An 18,225-nucleotide genomic window follows, 5' to 3' on the forward strand; every position below is an offset into this window, starting at 1 on the left:
GCATGACCGACCGGTTCATCTCATGGGGGATGTCGCAGGATTGGGCGTTCTTCACGGCCTCGATCGTGGGCATTCTACTGATCGCTCTGCCGCTGATGCTTGCGGTAGCGATGATCATCTATGCTGACCGCAAGATCTGGGCTGCCATCGCACTGCGCCGGGGCCCCAATGTGGTCGGCCCCTTCGGGCTTTTGCAGAGTTTTGCCGACGGTTTGAAGGTGTTCCTGCAGGAGACCATCATCCCGTCGAGCGCCAACAAGGCGCTGTTCCTTATCGCGCCTATCATCACCTTCACCGTGGCGCTGATGGCTTGGGCGGTGATACCCTTCAATTCTGGTGCGGTGCTGGCGGACATCAATGTCGGCCTGCTCTACATACTGGCGATCAGCTCGCTCGGCGTTTACGGTGTGGTGATTTCGGGCTGGGCGTCCAACTCGAAATATCCCTTCTTCTCGGCGCTGCGTGCCGCCGCTCAGATGATCAGCTATGAAGTGTCGATCGGTTTCATCCTGATCAGTGTGGTCCTGTGGGCCGACAGCTTCAATCTGAACGAGATCATTCAGGCGCAGCAAGGACATGGGTTTGGCGTGGTGAATGCCTTTGCCTTCAACCTGCTGTTGTTCCCGATGGCAGTGATGTTCCTGATTTCGGCCATGGCCGAAACTGCCCGCGCGCCGTTCGACCTGACCGAGGCAGAATCGGAACTGGTGGCGGGTTATCAGACCGAATATTCGTCAATGAGTTTCGCACTGTTCTGGCTTGGCGAATATGCCAACGTGTTGTTGATGTGCGCGCTCAACGCCATCCTGTTCTGGGGTGGCTGGTTGCCGCCGATTGACTGGGCGCCGCTCTATTATGTGCCCGGCATCATCTGGCTGTTCCTCAAGATCTTCATCTTCTTCTTCATCTTCAGTTGGGTGAAGGCAACCGTCCCGCGCTATCGCTATGACCAGTTGATGCGCTTGGGCTGGAAAGTCTTCTTGCCGATCAGCCTGTTCTGGGTATTCCTGGTCTCGGGCTATCTGATGCTGACCCGCTATGGAGTGCCGGCATGAGCGTCGCTCAAATCATCAAGTCCTTCACGCTGTGGGAGTTCGTCAAGGCGCATGCGCTGACCTTGAAGTATTTCTTCAAGCCCAAGGCGACGATCAACTATCCGTTCGAGAAGAACCCGCTGTCCCCGCGTTTCCGCGGTGAGCATGCGCTGCGTCGCTATCCGAGCGGCGAGGAACGCTGCATCGCGTGCAAGCTGTGCGAGGCAGTGTGCCCGGCGCAGGCGATCACTATCGAGGCCGAACCGCGTGATGACGGCAGCCGCCGTACGACGCGCTATGACATCGACATGACCAAGTGCATCTATTGTGGTTTCTGTCAGGAAGCATGCCCGGTGGACGCCATTGTCGAAGGTCCGAACTTCGAATTTGCGACCGAAACGCGCGAAGAACTTCTCTATGACAAAGACAAGCTCCTCGCCAATGGTGACAAGTGGGAGCGTGCCATCGCCGCGAACCTTGCCGCAGATGCGCCGTATCGCTAGGGGCCGCGCAGGATGATCCAGACCATCGCCTTTTACATGTTCGCCAGCATATTGATCGCTTCGGCCGTGCTGACGATCTTTTCGCGCAACCCAGTCCACAGCGTTTTGTGGTTGATCCTGGGCTTTTTCAACGCTGCCGGTCTGATGCTGATCCTTGGCGCCGAGTTTATCGCCATGTTGCTGGTCATCGTCTATGTCGGGGCGGTCGCGGTGCTGTTCCTGTTTGTCGTGATGATGCTCGACATCGATTTTGCCGAACTGCGCGCGGGCTTTGCCAAATATCTGCCGGTCGGCGTGTTGCTGGCGATCGTCATGGTCTGCGAACTGGTCTTCGCGATCGGCGCCTGGCAGGCGGGCAGCGTCCAACTGGCGCAACGTGTCGCGCCGGTCGCCCCCGATGTGAGCAATATCCAAGCCGTCGGCGAACTGCTCTACACACGCTATATTTTCCTGTTTGAAATTGCCGGCATCATCCTGCTGGTGGCGATGATCGGTGCCATTGTGTTGACCAATCGGCCTCGTGGTGGTGTTCGGCGGCAGAATATTGCCAGCCAAAATGCGCGCCGTCCGCAGGATGCAACCCGTCTGGTGGACCAGCCGGTGGGCAAGGGGGTTGAATTGTGATTGGTCTCGCACATTACCTCACCGTCAGCGCGATCCTGTTCGTGCTCGGCGTGCTGGGCATTTTCATCAACCGCAAGAACATCATCATCATCCTGATGGCGATTGAATTGATCCTGTTGTCAGTGAACCTCAATCTGGTCGCATTCAGCGCCTATCTGGGCGACCTCGCGGGACAGGTTTTCGCGATGTTCGTGTTGACGGTGGCGGCAGGCGAAGCGGCGATCGGGCTCGCCATCCTCGTCATCTATTTCCGTGGACGTGGCACCATCGCCGTCGACGACGCCAACCGGATGAAGGGCTGAGCCGCGACCATGATTACCGCAATCGTCTTTCTGCCACTGTTGGCTGCCATCATCGCCGGATTTGGCGGTCGTCTGATCGGCAACCTGCCTGCGAAGCTGGTGACAACCGGCGCCCTTTTCGCTTCATGCGCGATGAGCTGGCCGATTTTCCTCTCTTTCCTGTCGGGTGATGCAACCGCTTCGGTCACGCCCGTGTTGCAGTGGGTCCGCTCGGGCGATCTGGCGTTCGACTGGGCCCTGCGGGTCGACACGCTGACCGCGGTGATGCTGGTCGTGATCACCAGCGTTTCCGCCCTCGTTCACCTCTACAGTTGGGGGTATATGGCCGAGGATGAGAGCCAGCCGCGCTTCTTTGCCTACCTCTCGCTGTTCACCTTTGCCATGCTGATGCTGGTGACCGCCGACAATTTGGTTCAGATGTTCTTTGGCTGGGAAGGCGTTGGCCTTGCCTCTTATCTGTTGATCGGATTCTGGTATCACAAACCCAGCGCCAACGCGGCGGCGATCAAGGCGTTCGTCGTCAACCGCGTCGGCGACTTGGGCTTCATGCTCGGAATCTTTGGTACATTCCTGGTCTTTGGCACCGTATCCATCCCCGAAATTCTGGAAGCAGCGCCTGGCATGGCCGGTTCGACCATCGGCTTCCTCGGTCTGCGTTTCGATACGCTGACCATCCTGTGCCTTTTGCTGTTCATCGGCGCGATGGGCAAATCGGCACAGCTTGGTCTCCACACCTGGTTGCCAGACGCGATGGAAGGGCCGACGCCGGTGTCAGCGCTGATCCACGCGGCCACCATGGTGACTGCAGGTGTTTTCATGGTCTGCCGTCTCTCGCCGATGTTCGAGTTGGCACCGGTGGCGCTGGGTTTCGTGACCTTCGTCGGTGCCGCCACCTGCTTGTTCGCCGCGACGGTTGGAACAGTGCAGACGGATATCAAGCGGGTGATCGCATACTCGACGTGCTCGCAGCTGGGTTACATGTTCTTTGCCGCCGGCGTTGGCGCTTATGGCGCATCGATGTTCCACCTGTTCACGCACGCTTTTTTCAAGGCTTTGCTGTTCCTTGGTGCCGGCTCGGTGATCCATGCGATGCACCATGAGCAGGACATGCGCTATTATGGTGCCCTGCGTAAGCATATTCCCATCACCTATTGGGCGATGATGGCCGGCACGCTGGCAATTACCGGTGTCGGCATCCTCGGCGTGTTCGGCTTTGCCGGCTTCTATTCGAAGGACGCCATCCTTGAGGCCGCCTTTGCTTCAGGCCCTAGCGGACAGCTCGCCTTTGCCGTCGGCGCTTTTGCCGCTCTTTTGACCAGCTTCTACAGCTGGCGTCTGATCTTCCTCACTTTCCATGGTGAAGCCCGCTGGGCAGGTTCGGAGCACATCCAGCATGCAGTGCATGACGCGCATGGTCATGGTCATGACGATCATGCCCATGGGGAACATGATCATGAAGCACATCATGAGAATGCTGCAACCGGTACGGCTGGCTATCACCCGCATGAAAGCCCCTGGCCGATGCTGGTGCCCCTCGCGGTGCTGACCGTTGGTGCCGTGTTCGCCGGTTTCGCGTTCCACCACAGCTTTATCAGCGCCGGTACCGGGTCGTTCTGGCAGGGCAGCATCGCCTTTGACGAGCATCTGGTGCATGCGCTGCACGAGGTTCCGCTGTGGGTGAAGCTGACACCGGCGGCGGTGATGCTGATCGGCCTGGCCATTGCCTGGCGCAACTATATCCGTGATCCGCAGGCCCCGGCGCGGTTCGTCAAGGCAGTGCCTGATCTGCACCGCTTCCTGGTCAACAAATGGTATTTTGACGAACTTTACAACGTGCTGTTCGTGCGGCCATCACTTTGGCTCGGCAAGCTTTTCTGGCATCGCGGTGACGAACAAACGATCGACCGCTTTGGTCCCAACGGGGTTGCCGTTGCCATTGGCGGCGGAAGCCGTCTGGCTTCGCGGCTGCAATCTGGCTTTATCTATTCCTATGCGTTTGTGATGCTGCTCGGCCTCGCCGCGCTGGTCACCTGGGCGATGGCGGCATACCAATGATCGATTCCGGTTTTCCCATTCTGACCCTGATGGTCGCCTTGCCGGCGGCCGCAGCGGCTCTCTGTCTGTTCCTTGGCGCTTCTGCCGCGCGGTGGACGGCGCTGTTGGCGACCCTGGCAAATTTTGTCCTGGGCTGCCTGTTGTGGGCCAGCTTCGACATTGGCGGGCCCCAGTGGCAGTTCACGGAAGCACTGGCGATTTACGGCACGCTAAACTGGAAGATGGGCATTGATGGCATTGCCCTGATGCTGATCATGCTGTCGGTTTTCCTGATGCCGATCTGTATCGGCGTCAGCTGGAGGTCGATCACGGAGCGGGTCGGGCTCTATTATGGCTGCTTCCTGCTGATGGAAGCGCTCATGATTGGCGTGTTCGCCGCTCAGGACCTGATCCTATTCTACATCTTCTTTGAAGCCGGCCTTATCCCGATGTATCTGATCATCGGTATCTGGGGTGGCGCGAACCGAATCTACGCTAGCTACAAATTCTTCCTCTACACGCTGCTCGGCTCGTTGCTGATGCTCGTGGCGATGATCTGGATGATCATGGAGACAGGCACCGGCGACATTCCGACGCTGATGGAGCATGATTTCCCTGCGCATATCCAGACTTGGTTGTGGCTCGCCTTCTTCGCCAGCTTTGCGGTCAAGATGCCGATGTGGCCGGTCCATACCTGGTTGCCCGACGCACACGTGCAGGCGCCGACCGCCGGTTCGGTAATCCTTGCCGGTGTCCTCCTCAAAATGGGCAGCTATGGCTTTATCCGCTTCCTGATGCCGATGTTCCCGGCGGCAAGCGCGGAGTTCATGTGGCTGGTCTTTGCCCTGTCGATGGTGGCGGTGATCTACACCAGCCTCGTCGCTCTGGTGCAGAACGATATGAAGAAGCTGATCGCTTATTCGTCGGTCGCCCACATGGCGATTGTGACTGCCGGTCTGTTCGCTTTCAACCAGCAGGGTATTGAGGGCGCGCTGATTGTCATGCTCAGCCACGGCCTTGTGTCGGGCGCACTCTTCATGTGCGTCGGCGTCATTTATGACCGGCTGCATACACGGGAGATCGCCCGTTATGGCGGATTGTCCAACAATATGCCGGGCTATGCCATGCTGTTCCTCTTTTTCACCATGGCGTCGATCGGCCTTCCGGGCACCAGTGGTTTTGTCGGTGAATTCCTGGCGCTCGCCGGGATGTATCAGGCTTCAAGCTGGCTTGCCCTGGTGGCCGGCACAGGCGTGATCCTTGGTGCGGCCTATATGCTCTGGCTCTATTGGCGCATCGCCTTTGGCAAGCCCGCTGGCGAGGATGCGGCATCTATGAAGGATCTCGATGCCCGGGAATGGATTTTGCTCCTGCCGATTGCCGGCGCGGCGCTATGGATGGGTGTCTATCCTGAATCCTTCCTCGCCCCGATGCGCAAGGATGTGACGACGCTGGTTGCACGTCTTGCACCGACCGCACCTGCCGGTGATGCCCAACTTGCCGCTGGTGAACCGGCTCCCGCCGCCGCCCACGGCGCGGCATCTGCTCATGGCGCCGGGGAGGCGCACTGACCTGTGACTGATTTGCTCTACATTTTGCCTGAACTTGCCCTGATCATCGGCGGACTAGTGCTGCTGATGTACGCCGCTTTCGCAGGCGACAAGCAGTCTGGCGTGATCAACGCTCTGGCAGCGTTGTTTCTGGCGCTTGCCCTGATCCTGCTGATCCGTCAGCCGGAAGGGCCGACGCTGGTTTTCAGCGACACGCTGCGCGTGGATAGCTTTTCCATCTATGCCAAGGCACTGATTTATATCTCGGCCATTGCGGCACTGTTGATGGCGCCCCGCTATTTCGAAGCCGAGGGCTATCGCGCGGAATATCCCGTTCTGGTGCTGTTTTCGGTCCTTGGTATGTCGATCATGGTGTCGGCTCATGACCTCATGTCCCTGTATATCGGTTTGGAGCTGAACAGTCTGGCGGCCTATGTGCTCGCCAGCTTTGCCCGGACAGATGGCCGTGCGAGTGAGGCGGGTCTCAAATATTTTGTGCTGGGTTCGCTCGCTTCGGGGATGCTGCTCTACGGCTCATCGCTGCTCTACGGATTTACCGGGACGACGAACTTTGCCGGCATAGCAGATGTTTTCACCCATGGTGACAATCTTGGCCTGATTTTCGGCTTGGTGTTCGTGCTGGCTGGCCTGGGCTTCAAGATCAGCGCTGTGCCCTTCCACATGTGGACCCCGGACGTCTATGAAGGTGCTCCCACCCCAGTCGCGGCTTTCTTTGCGAGCGCGCCCAAGGTTGCGGCTTTGGCCCTGCTAACGCGCTTTTGCATGGAGGCGCTTCCGGATGCGGTCGGGTCCTGGCAGCAGATCATCAGTTTCATGGCCATCGCGTCGATGGTTCTCGGCGCCATCGGCGCGATCGGTCAGCGCAACATCAAGCGCCTGTTGGCCTATTCGTCGATTGCCAATGTGGGCTTCATCCTTGTCGGCCTTGCCGCTGCAGGTCCTGCTGCCACCAACGAAGCGGGCGTATCGTCGGTGATCATCTACCTTACCGTCTATGTGGTAATGACCTTGGGAAGCTTTTTGGCGGTGCTCCAGTTGCGGGACGCCAATGGCCGTATGGTAGAGGATATCGCAAGTCTGGCGGGGCTATGGAAAACGCGTCCCGGCCTTGCGACCGCGATTGCAATTTTCATGTTCAGTCTCGCTGGCATACCGCCGCTGTTTGGCTTCTGGCCGAAGTATCTTGTCTTTCAGGCCGCAATTTCTGCGGGGCTTTTGCCGCTCGCGGTGATTGGCGCATTGGCATCGGTGATCGGCGCCTTCTATTATCTGCGTGTCATCAAGGTCATGATGTTCGACGCGCCGGCTGACGTCAGCTTCCCTGCTGTTGGCGGCGTTGCGGAACGGGGCGTCATCGCTGTCTCTGCGGCCTATGTCAGCCTGTTTGGCTTCATTTTGCTAGCGCCTCTGTCGCAAGTGGCCGCTTGGGCAGCGGGGGCACTGCTCTGACAAATCCCAACTTTGAGTTCGTCGAAGAGACGGGCTCGACCAACAGTGACCTGCTGGATAGGCTGTCCAAAGCAGAGCAATTAGGTGAAGGGTATTGGCTACGCGCGGGCCGGCAATTGGGTGGGCGCGGACGGCTAGGACGACAGTGGCAGAGCCCGCAAGGCAACCTCTATTGTTCAACAATAGTGCAATTGCGTTCCGACGATCCCCCTGCGCACAGCCTGTCTTTTGTCACCGGTGTTGCCGTGTATGACTCGCTGGCCGTTCAATTGGGGTCGGACACAGATGGACTTTGGCTGAAATGGCCCAATGACATTCTCTGGCAAGGAGCAAAGCTGGCAGGCATGCTGTTGGAACGGGTGAATGACACTGTGGTGGTGGGCATTGGTGTCAATGTCGCCTTTGCTCCAGTTATTGCTGACCGCGATACGACATCAATTCAAAAGATCAACGACGCGCCCCCTTCTTCCCCAGCCGAGGTTCTCGAATGCTTGGCACCGTTGTTCCAGCAGCGGCTGAAACGCTGGAGAGAACTCGGTCTGCGCGATACACTTGACCAGTGGATGGAGCGGGCGCATCGCGTCGGCACTGTTTTGAGTGTTAGTGACGGGGCATATGAGGGTTTGAGTGGCGCTTTTGACGGGCTTGGACCTGATGGCAGCCTGCGCCTGCGATTGGCCGACGGTGATACCAAGGCCATCAATGCGGGCGAAATCACGATAATCAGCGCGTAACACAAGAGAACGGGACGGACGCATGCTGCTGGCAATTGACGCAGGTAACACCAATACCAAATTTGCTTTGGTCGATGGGCTGGAGATTAAGGCTCGGTGGAGGATTGTCACCGATGCGCGTCGGACCGCCGATCAATATGCGGTGTGGCTGACGCAGATTTTGGAATTGGAAGGTTATTCCCGGTCTGATGTGACGGCTGTGCTGATTGCAACGGTGGTTCCGCGGGCGCTCCATAATCTTCAGCTTCTGGCCAGCAAATATTTCGGTGTTGAGGCGGGCGTTGCCGGACGCGACCCCTATGGTTGGGGCATTGCACTCGATGTTGCCGAACCCCACGCTGTTGGAGCGGACCGAGCGGTAAACGCCATAGCAGCCCATGCAGCGCACCAAGGTGACCTGATCACGATCAGTTTTGGAACAGCCACTACTGTCGATCACATCGATTATCGTGGCGCCTATATGGGCGGAATCATTGCACCCGGCTTGAACCTTTCGCTCGATGCCTTGGTCAATGCCGCGGCTAAGCTGCCCAGGATTGCGGTAGAAACCCCGACAAATGATAGCGTCATCGGCAAAACCACCGAATCACAAATGCAGATCGGCATCTATTGGGGCTATGTGGCCATGATCGAGGGACTTCTATCCAGAATGAAGGCCGAGATTGGTCGGCCAGCCAAGGTCGTCGCAACCGGCGGGCTCGCCACAGTGTTTCAGGAACATAGCCACTTGTTCGATCATGTTGATCCTGATCTGACGCTGCGCGGCGTTGCGATCCTTTACCAGAATGCGCATGGATAAATGACAACAATGACCAAAGCCGCCAAGGAGCTTTTGTTCGTCGCACTCGGCGGATCCGGTGAAATCGGCATGAATCTCAACCTCTATGGTTGCGATGGCAAATGGCTGATTGTCGACATGGGCGTGACATTCGGTAACGCCGACTATCCCGGCATCGATATCATCATGCCGGACACGGCCTTTATCGAGGAGCGCCGCAAGGATCTCGTTGGCATATTGCTGACGCACGGGCACGAGGACCATATCGGCGCGGTCCCCTATCTCGCGGCCGACCTTGGCGTGCCGGTCTATGCCAACAAGTTCACGGCTGGACTGGTCTCCCGCAAGCTTGCCGAGGAACAACTTGAGCGGGAGGTGACGCTCAAGGTGGTTGATAACCATGCCGCTTTCCAGCTCGGTCCTTTCAACATCGAGTTGGTTCCGCTGGCGCACTCGATTCCCGACATGTGTGCAGCCGTTATTGAGACTCCCTATGGGCGAATATTCCACACAGGCGACTGGAAGCTGGATGACGATCCCAGGCTCGGCTTGCCCCAGGCTGAGCAGGCTGTTCGTCCCCATGGCGACAAGGGCGTGCTGGCGCTTGTCTGTGACTCGACCAATGTGTTCAACGACGAACCATCGGGGAGCGAAGGCAGTGTTCGCGAAGGATTGATGAATGTAGTAGGGGAAGCAAAGGGCAGAGTGGTGGTGACCACCTTTGCCTCCAATGCCGCCCGGCTCGAAACGCTGGGCGAAGTGGCAAGAGCGACCGGCCGCCAACTGGCCTTGGCTGGCCGCTCGCTCGACCGAATTCTGGAGGTAGCTCAGTCATCTGGCCATTTGCGGAATTTCCCGCCGTTGATCGATTGGGATTCGGCGATGCGTTTGCCCCGCAACAAGGTGATGATCATAGCCACTGGCGGCCAAGGTGAGCCGCGCGCGGCGCTGGCCCGAATCGCGGAAGACAATCATCCGATCAAACTCCAGGCTGGCGACAGGGTCATCTATTCGTCAAAACAGATCCCGGGCAATGAGATGGCTATTGGCAGAATCATGAACCGCCTCGCGGAAATGGGTGTGGAGACGATCACGGAAAAGCAGGCCCACATCCATGTCTCCGGGCATCCGGGACGACCAGAACTTGCAGCAATGTATGAGTGGGTGAGGCCTGAGCTTCTTGTGCCAGTGCATGGCGAGATGCGGCACATGCTTGAACAGGCACGCTTTGCCACAGGCCAAGGAGTACCCAACACGTTGGTCCAAAAGAATGGCCAGCTGGTAAGGCTGGCTCCTGGTGAACCATCAATCATCGGAGAGGTATCGTCCGGGCGCCTCGTGCTCGACGGAGACATGATAACGCGAGCTGATGGCGGCGTGTTGAATGAACGACGCAGACTCTCCTCGACCGGTCATGTGGTCGTTGCAGTCGCTGACGGTCGTGCGGATGTTGCTCAGCGTGGCCTGCCCATAGAAGCCGAAGATCAGGCGCGCTTTGTGGAAGAGGCATCCACTGCGGCGGAGGAGGCTGCCAAAGCGGCGCCCGTGTCTGGAGAGAAGCGTCGAGAAGCCATTCGACTGGCTGTCAGGCGCTGTGCTACCGACTGGACCGGCAAAAAGCCGCTCGTCGATGTCCTGCTGTTCGATCGATAGGGAGGCATGGAATGTACTGGACCTCTGCTCTCGCAATATATGTGATCTTCTGGTTTTTCTGTCTGTTCCTGGTGCTGCCATTTCATGCCCGAAAGGCAGGGGAGCAGGATGCGTTGCCAGTGCCGGGGCAAGCAGATAGTGCCCCGGTTAGCTTCAACGCTGGCAAGGTAGCTTTGCAGACAACTCTGGTCGCAGCTATTTTGTTTGGCACCTATTATGCGAATTACGTCCATGGCTGGATAACCCCGGACGATATCAATTTCTTTCCGGCACCACCAAGCGCCCGATAGAGCGTATCATCCAACGAGGACTGGTTGCGGCCATCCGCTATCATGGTTGACCGCAACCTCTACGCCAAATAACTCTCGGATTACGACCGGAGAGATGACGTCAACGGCGTTGCTATCGATGATGATCTCTCCCCCCTTCATGCCGATGATGCGGTCCGCGAACCGGGCGGCGAGTGCGAGATCGTGGAGGATAACGAGAACGCTGGCACCTCGTTCCGTCATGTTTCGTAACAATTGCATCACGGACAACTGATGTCTTGGGTCGAGTGCTGCGACAGGTTCGTCGGCGAGGAGTACCGGGACATCACAGGCTAGCGCTCGGGCAATGTGGACCCGGGCCAGTTCCCCTCCTGACAAAGTCGTGATGGACCTGTTAACAAGATGGTCGAGGTCACAGTCCGTCAAGGCCTTGTCGATGGCAGCAGCATCCGTGGGCGCTAGCTTCCAGGGAACAGCACCATGCGGAAAGCGGCCCAGTGCAACGGCGTCGCGCACGCGGATGGGCCAGGCTATTGAGGGGGATTGCGGTAGCCAAGCCATGAGCTTCGCGCGCTCGGCGGGCTTGAGCCTCGCAATATCCTTACCATCAATCAAGCACCGCCCGTTCGTAACTGGAAGGTATCCAGCCACCGCACGCATTAGCGAAGACTTGCCCGCACCATTTTCGCCGATGATGATCACCAATTCGCCGGCAGACAGATTGAAGCTTGCCGCGCGGACCAGAGTGGCATGACCTGTCTTCACGGTAAGCGAACGGACCAGCACTTCAGCCATGGCGGATGGACCCCATGCGCAAGGCGATGAGGGCGAAGAGAGGGGCGCCGATCAGCGCCGCCAATGTGCCAAGATGCAGCTCATTCCCCCAAGGTAGCAATCTCACAACCATGTCAGAGACCAGCAACAATGAGGCGCCCGCAAGGGCCGAGGGCAGAATTGCGAGTCCGGCATCATGGCCCGACGCCTTGCGCACCATGTGCGGGGCAATGAGGCCAACGAAGCCGATCATCCCGGCAATCGCTACAGCTCCGCCGGTCGCGATGCCTGTCCCGGCGATAACAAGAAGCCGCGTTCTCGCTAGATCAACACCCATGCCATGGGCGGCTTCTTCACCGAGGGCTAGCGCGGAGAGATTGCGTCTGCCCCAGAGCAACAATGCGACACCCGACAGAATGAAGGGTGCGCCAAAGCCGATTTCATCCCAGTCACGATTGGCGACCGAGCCGGCAGTCCAATTGATCAGGTCCGAAAGGGAAAAGGGGTTGGGAGCCATATTGACGAGCAGCGCCATCATCGCCCCGGCAATGGCTGACATCGCAACGCCGATGAGGATCAGGCTGGCAATGCCGCGCAGGCGGAGGGCGGCTCCGGCCACAACGGACGTCGCGGCAATGGCGCCAACGAGGGAGGCGATCGGCACAAGCAAGGGAGAGGTCGCCGCAAGGCCAAAATAGACACAGCTGGTTGCAGCGAGCGCGGCGGTGGCGGAGACGCCCATAACGCCCGGTTCGGCGAGCGGATTGCGCATCAGGCCCTGCATGGCAGTGCCGCTTGCACCCAGTGCACAGCCAGCAAGGGCCGCTGCGGTGGCACGGGGCAGACGTACGTCAAGCAGGATCGTCTGCACTGCGCCATTTGGTTGGCCGCCGAGCAGCGATAGCCATTCGCTAAGTGCGAAGCTGCTGGGACCGAGCGCCAGCGACATACCGGTGCACAGCAGCAGTAGCGCGCCGAGCCAAACCAAAAGTGGAGTTCGCATCATTGCCGCAACACTTGTCTGGCGCCGACCAAGCGGCGCAAGGCATTCCCTGCGAGCCAGTTTCCGCACGCAATCTCGCTGCCAGGGATGCTGACCTGTGGCACAGCGGCGATTGAGGCACGCAGTACCCGGTGAGACGAGGACGACCAGCGATCCTGTTGATGCATTGGGCTGTCGTAGAAGCCGCGGACGACGAGGTCCGGCGGATGGCCAGCGAGCCTTTCAATCGGCAGGCGGTGCCAGCCGGGCCGAAGTTCATAGCTGCTGAGGCCGGCGGTAGCGATCAATCTGCCCACGAGGCTGTCCGGGCCGGTCGTGACATTACCGGGGGTCACATACAGCGCCGTCAGCGCCATGGGTCGCGCGGTTTCGGCGGCAGCGATGGCGGCGTCAAGATGCGCTACGCGGCGGGCCGCTACGTCGGGTGTACCGAGGACGCCGCCGCTAGCAGTAATGGAGCGACGGATGGCGGGGATGTCGTCGGCATAGGGCAGGGTGAAAACAGGCACGCCGGCGCGGCGCAGCGCGGCCTCGATGCGTGGGCCGCCGCCATAGCTGCGGATGACGAGCGTCGGGCGCATGGCGAGGACGCGTTCGACGTCGGGGCGAACCCGCGGGAGGCCGCGGGAGAGCGGTTCGGAGAACAGCGGATCACTGGCAACTTCGGGCGAAACAGCAGCGATGCGGTGCCGTTCGACAAGGCCGAGGAGCATCTGGTCGGCACAATAATCGAGGCTGACGATCCGATCACCGCTAGGGGTAGCGGGGCCGGTCCCCGCCGCGACGGGGGGAGTGGGGGGAGGCGCGGCGGGGTGGCAGCTGGCGAGGGTGACCGCCGGCGCAAGATAGAGGGCGAGGTAGAGCGACCTTTTCACCCCCGCCACCTCACACCGATTGCAAACGTTCGTCCATAAGTACCGTAACCAAATACATTTTCGTAGCGCGCATCAAACAGATTATCGATTCTGCCATAGAGTTCGACATGCGCGCCAAAACGCACCGCCCCGCGCACCCCGGCGAGGGCATAGGCGGGCAGGCGGATGCTGTTGCCGGCATCGTCAAAACTGGCCCCGACCCAGCGCAGGTCAGCGCCCAGCGACCAGTCGGCAACACCATCAGCACCCGGCGGTGCATAATCAAGCGAGAGCGTGCCGCTGTTGGCCGGACGTCGGGCAAGGCGATTGCCGCTGGTGAAGCGGCCCAGCGTTCGGTCCCGCGTCGCCACATGGGCATAGCCCAACGCGATGGTCATAGGCTCGCTGGCCCGCACGGTAGCACCCAGCTCAACCCCCTCTGCCCGCGCCCGCGCGATATTGGCATAGGTGCCAAAGGGCCGGGTGCCGGTGGCGCAGATGGCCGGCTGCCCCGTGCCCGAACATCCGACAAAATCAATCAGATCGTCACTGTCCCGGCGAAACAGCGTGAAGGACAGCACATAACGGTTACCCGACAGGGCATAATCCACCCCGGCGTCATAGCTGCGGCTGCGTTCCGGGCGCAGCGACGGGTTGCCATAGGCGGCGGGATCGGGGGACAGCTGAAACAGGGTCGGCGCCTTGTACCCCTCGGCAAAGCTGGCGCGCAGTTTCCAGTCACCCGCCCCCGGCCGCCAACTGGCATTGGCGGCAAAGACGGTCGCGCCGCCAAAGTCGCGATGGTCGGACCGGCGCACGCCGCCGCCGAGATCGAGCCCGTCGGTCGGTTGCAGGCGCAGTTGTACCCAGCCGGCGCTGATCGCGGACGATTGCCGGTCGCCGCCAAAGGCGCTGGCAGTCGCCATGCGGCTGCGCTCATGCTCCACCCCGGCGATCAACCGCCACTGATCGCTGCGGGAGAGGGTGCCCGTCCAGCCGATCCGATCGGTCCGTCCGCGTGCCGCAAAACCGGGCGCAGTACCGGCGGCGGGATCAAAACTGTCGCGGTTGATGTCTGCCAGCGAGGCCGACAGGCCGTGGTCAAAGGCGATCTGCCCGCCGAAAGCACCATAATGGCGAACCTGCACGCTGGCGTAATTTTCCTGCGTTTCCTGATACTCCGCCGTGTCGCCAAAGGCATAGGCGGGCGGGGCATAGCCATCGAGCGCAAGCCGGCCCGAGGCGTGGACAAAGGCGGCGCTGAGTTCAACCGCGTCGAGATCGAGACTGGCACGGCCATTGGCGCTGAACTGGCGGAAACCGTCAGCCTCCCGCCCCGATGAGGCGGCGCTGATGCCATCGGTGCGCAGATAGCCGGCATGGCCACCCACGTGCAGCCGCCCCTGCCGCAGCCCGCCACCAAGGCCGATGCGCGCCAGACCATGCGAGCCACCCTCTGCCGAGGCGGTCAGCGCATCGCTGGCGCGGCCCAGCGTTTCGACCAGGACGACGCCACCAATAGCGTCGCTGCCCCAGGCGAGGCTGTTGGAGCCGTTGAGGATCTCCACCCGGGTGATCCCGGCGCTGGTCAGATTGCCAAAGTCAAAGCCGCCGCCGGGCGATGAGGGATCGCCGACGCGCACGCCGTCGATGATGACCAAAGTCTGCGTGGCATCGGCGCCGCGGATGCGCAGGCCGGTAAAGCTGCCCAACTGGCCGTTGCTGGTGGCGGTGACGCCGGGAATGCGGGTGAGGGCATCCGCGACGGTCAGCGCCTGTGTGCGGTCCAGATCCGCCCGGGTAATGACCGACACGGCAGCGGGGGCATCCGCGAGGTCGGACCTTTCCCCCCAGACGGTGAGGATCGACGGCAGACAGGGTTGGGCAGGGCAACTGTCCTGCCAGTCGATCAGGTCGATGGGATGGGATGAGTCCGCCGGGCTGGCTTCGTCGGGCACAGCGGCCTGTTGCGCCAGCGCGGGCGCGGCGAGTGCCAGCGCGACGGCGGTGAGGCTGGCCGCCGCAAAGGGACGGGGGGCAGCAAGGGAAACGTGGCTTTTCATGACGGTTTTCGGGCTCCATAACGACACAGACATGCCGTCATGCGAGGAAAACCCCGATCGCATTGGTACACCCCGCCCACGCGAAATACGGCGACACGAGGCAGGTCTCCTGGCTCGCCGGGTCAGCATCATCAGGCCGCCTTCCCAAGGCCGCCGGATGGCAGCCGCAGTGGCATATGGCCCATGACTCGCCGGTCACAGTTGCGGGGGCAGCGCCGGATTTTCCTGACGGATCACCGACTTCCCTCTTCGCCCCCTGTTACGGGGGAACCTTGCGTCACAAGGGGGCGGGTAGGGGATTTTGGGGTGGGGGGCAAGGGGGGTTAGGCATCAGGAAATTTTAGGCCAAATAACCCCTTCAATACCGTTTCGATTGCTGATCGATAATCTGCAATTTGCTCATCTGTTACTGTTGCCGACGCACGTTGATGAATAAAAGTATTTCTTATGTTGTAATAATAATTTATCTTATCGAGCAAAGACTGAGAGAATTTTACATGTTCATTGACTGCCTTTATGACATCTGATCGACGTTGAAAGAGTCGCGCCAATTCAACTCCACCCCATTTATATGGAGGAAACAAATCAGTTCTAGTAACTATAAATTCTTTCAATGCAATCTCAAAATTGCTATCAAGCAAAATAAGCGACGCGCGATTTTTAGATTGAAAATTTTGCTTGCTGATAATGTCTACAAGGCCAATTGATTCAATTAATCCAATAGTCCAAGGCTTATCCTTCAATATGACTTCGTTATTTGTTTTTATTAATGCATAGGGAGACTGCCGCTTTGACATTGGTGGACGAGGTAAAACGGTTTTCCTGGTAGAAAGTGCAGAGCTAGGTTGAATTGTCTTCATCGATCCTGATGTATGAGATAGAATAAGCCCTTGCCAATCATGCTTCGTCCGGCGAGAGGCTTTCGTGAAATAAGATGTGAAATCAATTACACGATTTCTAATCTGAGCAAACGCAGGATGACTGAAATTAACATTGCTCTTACTGCTGTTCCAAGGCATCAAATTAGCTGGACCGTTGTATTCCACAATTACACGACACAACGATGCGTCCGGGTGGGGGACGCCAGCTTCCGAAGAAACGTAATAGCCTACTTCTCTATGTTTCAATTCTTTTACAATTAACCGGTTGTTACAATAAACATAGACTCCATAATTCTCCATTTCAGCATCACGATCCGTTATTAGACCGCCTGTGATTTTAACATCAAGGAAGCCCTTGTGGACTGGTTCTATTTTAAACGAAGCGTAGTGAGGCAAAAAATCTTGCGGGTATGCCCAACTATTAAATACCTTAGGCAATATCTCTTCATCATTCAGGAAAATCGTGCAACCCTTTTCGCAAAACCAACTATAAGTCTCAGCCAAATGTTTGCGGATATCAATGATATCAGATTCGTAAAATGGTTGCCGAAGCTTGCTGATGTCAACTGTGGTTGTTCCAGGAGGCAAGTCGGCTACCTGATATACATCAAGATCCCAATCTGGAGATTCTATCCACTCATTAGAAATATCTACTTGAATGCTTTTATCACTGCCATGTCTAGTTTTAATTTCTACCAGCTCACCCAGCGCGATTCCTGCACGCTTGCCACCAACTCCAAAAATGCCAATTAGAGCGTCGCCGACATCATTCCGGCTGGCTCCGGGGGATATGAGCAATTCTACATTGTCTTCGGAAACTCCACCGGCATTGTCATTTACCGAAATTAATTGCCGTTGAGCATCTAGCGTGACCCTAATTTCTAAAGGTTTCTCGGAGCCACAGGTGGTCCATAAATCGATTGCGTTATCGATTAACTCGCATAATCCGGTACGGATGTCATAATCACTGATAATTGATAGGAATAGACGCTTCTTCGGCGTCCCATCGACGGTCTTTAGCACTGATTTTCGCATGACCGACTTCACTGCAATCTCCCAGCCCTCCGAATCTGACTCCAGAATAGCACTTACTGGAGAAATGTCATGATATGATAGACTATTTGGTTGTAGTTAAAGCCAGCGCGGTCAACGTGAGAATCGCTACCATTAAACCGCCAGGTGCAATTCGATACTCCGAACACAAATTCGCCCTATTTCGCCAAATGCTGTCTCGTGGAATGTCGGAAGAAAGTTACGCCAGAGGTTCGCTGCTGTGTTAGTCAGAAATCACAGTTCGAGGGTAATTCCCCTTTGCGTTTATTCAACCACCGCCGTTACTGAATTCTCCTGCGGGTGCACAGCCGCCAGGTCGCCGAGCCACAAGCGGCGCAGACCGAGTGCTTGAGTGGGCCTTGACCTAAGGATAGAATGATCGTTGAGGCTGTGTCACGTCTTCCACTTGGACAAGCTCAAGGCGAACGGGGTGGGGCGTCGCCTTTTGCTGGCAGTCCATTATGGCGCTGAGGGGCCACCCCCTTCCCAGCTTCGCTAGCTGGCAAGCTGCGCTAACCTTTCCCCATGCAAGGGGGAAGGGTGCGGTGCGCCTGTTGAGGGGGCGGGCTTTGTGGCTTTGTGTCTTTGTGTGAGATATTTTTTCCGCGCTGACGGGGGGCGCCCACCCCGGTGCGGCCAAGGGGCA

The 18,225-nt window shown here is 58.5% G+C and carries 16 protein-coding genes and 1 riboswitch; of the genes, 11 read left to right on the plus strand and 5 right to left on the minus strand.

Features of this window, described 5'->3' with window-relative positions:
• Positions 1–2 precede the first annotated feature (2 nt).
• Genes nuoH through GV829_RS11065 form a run of 11 tightly spaced genes read left to right on the plus strand, consistent with a single transcriptional unit; the run spans position 3 to position 10,972 of the window.
• Positions 3–1,055: an NADH-quinone oxidoreductase subunit NuoH gene (nuoH, locus tag GV829_RS11015; RefSeq protein ID WP_169948259.1), complete on the plus strand. Its 1,053-nt coding sequence runs from the start codon at positions 3–5 to the stop codon at positions 1,053–1,055.
• Positions 1,052–1,537 (plus strand): NADH-quinone oxidoreductase subunit NuoI, encoded by a 486-nt coding sequence (gene nuoI / locus GV829_RS11020; protein WP_169946645.1) that lies wholly within the window; start codon positions 1,052–1,054, stop codon positions 1,535–1,537. The genes nuoH and nuoI overlap by 4 nt, the downstream gene beginning before the upstream one ends.
• Before the next feature lie 12 nt (positions 1,538–1,549).
• Positions 1,550–2,161, plus strand: coding sequence for an NADH-quinone oxidoreductase subunit J (locus tag GV829_RS11025; protein ID WP_169946647.1), 612 nt, complete (start codon positions 1,550–1,552; stop codon positions 2,159–2,161).
• Positions 2,158–2,463 carry an NADH-quinone oxidoreductase subunit NuoK gene (nuoK, locus tag GV829_RS11030; RefSeq protein WP_169946649.1) on the plus strand — a complete coding sequence of 102 codons (306 nt, stop codon included), beginning with the start codon at positions 2,158–2,160 and terminating at the stop codon, positions 2,461–2,463. The genes GV829_RS11025 and nuoK overlap by 4 nt, the downstream gene beginning before the upstream one ends.
• A gap of 9 nt (positions 2,464–2,472) precedes the next feature.
• Positions 2,473–4,518, plus strand: a complete 2,046-nt coding sequence (gene nuoL / locus GV829_RS11035; protein WP_169946651.1) for an NADH-quinone oxidoreductase subunit L — start codon at positions 2,473–2,475, stop codon at positions 4,516–4,518.
• Positions 4,515–6,068, plus strand: a complete 1,554-nt coding sequence (locus GV829_RS11040; RefSeq protein WP_169946653.1) for an NADH-quinone oxidoreductase subunit M — start codon at positions 4,515–4,517, stop codon at positions 6,066–6,068. The genes nuoL and GV829_RS11040 overlap by 4 nt, the downstream gene beginning before the upstream one ends.
• Positions 6,069–6,071: 3 nt before the next feature.
• Positions 6,072–7,517, plus strand: a complete 1,446-nt coding sequence (gene nuoN, locus GV829_RS11045) for an NADH-quinone oxidoreductase subunit NuoN (protein WP_169946655.1) — start codon at positions 6,072–6,074, stop codon at positions 7,515–7,517.
• Positions 7,493–8,251, plus strand: a complete 759-nt coding sequence (locus GV829_RS11050) for a biotin--[acetyl-CoA-carboxylase] ligase (protein WP_169946656.1) — start codon at positions 7,493–7,495, stop codon at positions 8,249–8,251. Before nuoN ends, GV829_RS11050 begins: the two co-directional genes overlap by 25 nt.
• Positions 8,252–8,273: 22 nt before the next feature.
• Positions 8,274–9,050 carry a type III pantothenate kinase gene (locus tag GV829_RS11055; protein ID WP_169946658.1) on the plus strand — a complete coding sequence of 259 codons (777 nt, stop codon included), beginning with the start codon at positions 8,274–8,276 and terminating at the stop codon, positions 9,048–9,050.
• A 9-nt stretch (positions 9,051–9,059) separates the two neighbouring features.
• Positions 9,060–10,682, plus strand: a complete 1,623-nt coding sequence (locus GV829_RS11060) for a ribonuclease J (protein ID WP_169946660.1) — start codon at positions 9,060–9,062, stop codon at positions 10,680–10,682.
• 11 nt (positions 10,683–10,693) lie between these two features.
• Positions 10,694–10,972 carry a DUF1467 family protein gene (locus GV829_RS11065; RefSeq protein WP_169946662.1) on the plus strand — a complete coding sequence of 93 codons (279 nt, stop codon included), beginning with the start codon at positions 10,694–10,696 and terminating at the stop codon, positions 10,970–10,972.
• Between the two features lie 6 nt (positions 10,973–10,978).
• On the opposite strand, the gene GV829_RS11070 is transcribed toward GV829_RS11065, so the two are convergent.
• The 5 genes from GV829_RS11070 to GV829_RS11090 form a co-directional block, all read right to left on the minus strand.
• Positions 10,979–11,746: an ABC transporter ATP-binding protein gene (locus GV829_RS11070; RefSeq protein WP_169946663.1), complete on the minus strand. Its 768-nt coding sequence runs from the start codon at positions 11,744–11,746 to the stop codon at positions 10,979–10,981.
• Positions 11,739–12,731: a FecCD family ABC transporter permease gene (locus GV829_RS11075; protein ID WP_169946665.1), complete on the minus strand. Its 993-nt coding sequence runs from the start codon at positions 12,729–12,731 to the stop codon at positions 11,739–11,741. The genes GV829_RS11070 and GV829_RS11075 overlap by 8 nt, the downstream gene beginning before the upstream one ends.
• Positions 12,728–13,603 (minus strand): ABC transporter substrate-binding protein, encoded by an 876-nt coding sequence (locus tag GV829_RS11080; RefSeq protein ID WP_169946667.1) that lies wholly within the window; start codon positions 13,601–13,603, stop codon positions 12,728–12,730. Before GV829_RS11080 ends, GV829_RS11075 begins: the two co-directional genes overlap by 4 nt.
• Positions 13,600–15,645 (minus strand): TonB-dependent receptor plug domain-containing protein, encoded by a 2,046-nt coding sequence (locus GV829_RS11085; protein WP_169946669.1) that lies wholly within the window; start codon positions 15,643–15,645, stop codon positions 13,600–13,602. Before GV829_RS11085 ends, GV829_RS11080 begins: the two co-directional genes overlap by 4 nt.
• An 82-nt stretch (positions 15,646–15,727) precedes the next feature.
• A riboswitch (cobalamin riboswitch) is annotated at positions 15,728–15,935 on the minus strand.
• A 33-nt stretch (positions 15,936–15,968) separates the two neighbouring features.
• On the minus strand, positions 15,969–17,561 hold the full coding sequence (locus tag GV829_RS11090; RefSeq protein WP_169946671.1) for an ATP-binding protein: 1,593 nt from the start codon (positions 17,559–17,561) through the stop codon (positions 15,969–15,971).
• Between the last annotated feature and the right edge of the window lie 664 nt (positions 17,562–18,225).

Source organism: Sphingomonas lacunae (assembly GCF_012979535.1).
Taxonomy (GTDB): domain Bacteria; phylum Pseudomonadota; class Alphaproteobacteria; order Sphingomonadales; family Sphingomonadaceae; genus Sphingopyxis; species Sphingopyxis lacunae.

Bases quoted from the DNA above. Each gene is read 5' to 3' on its own strand.
- GV829_RS11070 (WP_169946663.1), bottom strand. From the start codon at position 11,746: ATGGCTGAAGTGCTGGTCCGTTCGCTTACCGTGAAGACAGGTCATGCC.
- GV829_RS11075 (WP_169946665.1), bottom strand. From the start codon at position 12,731: ATGATGCGAACTCCACTTTTGGTTTGGCTCGGCGCGCTACTGCTGCTG.
- GV829_RS11040 (WP_169946653.1), top strand. From the start codon at position 4,515: ATGATCGATTCCGGTTTTCCCATTCTGACCCTGATGGTCGCCTTGCCG.
- GV829_RS11060 (WP_169946660.1), top strand. From the start codon at position 9,060: ATGACCAAAGCCGCCAAGGAGCTTTTGTTCGTCGCACTCGGCGGATCC.
- GV829_RS11055 (WP_169946658.1), top strand. From the start codon at position 8,274: ATGCTGCTGGCAATTGACGCAGGTAACACCAATACCAAATTTGCTTTG.
- nuoL (WP_169946651.1), top strand. From the start codon at position 2,473: ATGATTACCGCAATCGTCTTTCTGCCACTGTTGGCTGCCATCATCGCC.
- GV829_RS11025 (WP_169946647.1), top strand. From the start codon at position 1,550: ATGATCCAGACCATCGCCTTTTACATGTTCGCCAGCATATTGATCGCT.
- GV829_RS11065 (WP_169946662.1), top strand. From the start codon at position 10,694: ATGTACTGGACCTCTGCTCTCGCAATATATGTGATCTTCTGGTTTTTC.
- nuoI (WP_169946645.1), top strand. From the start codon at position 1,052: ATGAGCGTCGCTCAAATCATCAAGTCCTTCACGCTGTGGGAGTTCGTC.
- GV829_RS11085 (WP_169946669.1), bottom strand. From the start codon at position 15,645: ATGAAAAGCCACGTTTCCCTTGCTGCCCCCCGTCCCTTTGCGGCGGCC.
- GV829_RS11090 (WP_169946671.1), bottom strand. From the start codon at position 17,561: ATGCGAAAATCAGTGCTAAAGACCGTCGATGGGACGCCGAAGAAGCGT.
- nuoH (WP_169948259.1), top strand. From the start codon at position 3: ATGACCGACCGGTTCATCTCATGGGGGATGTCGCAGGATTGGGCGTTC.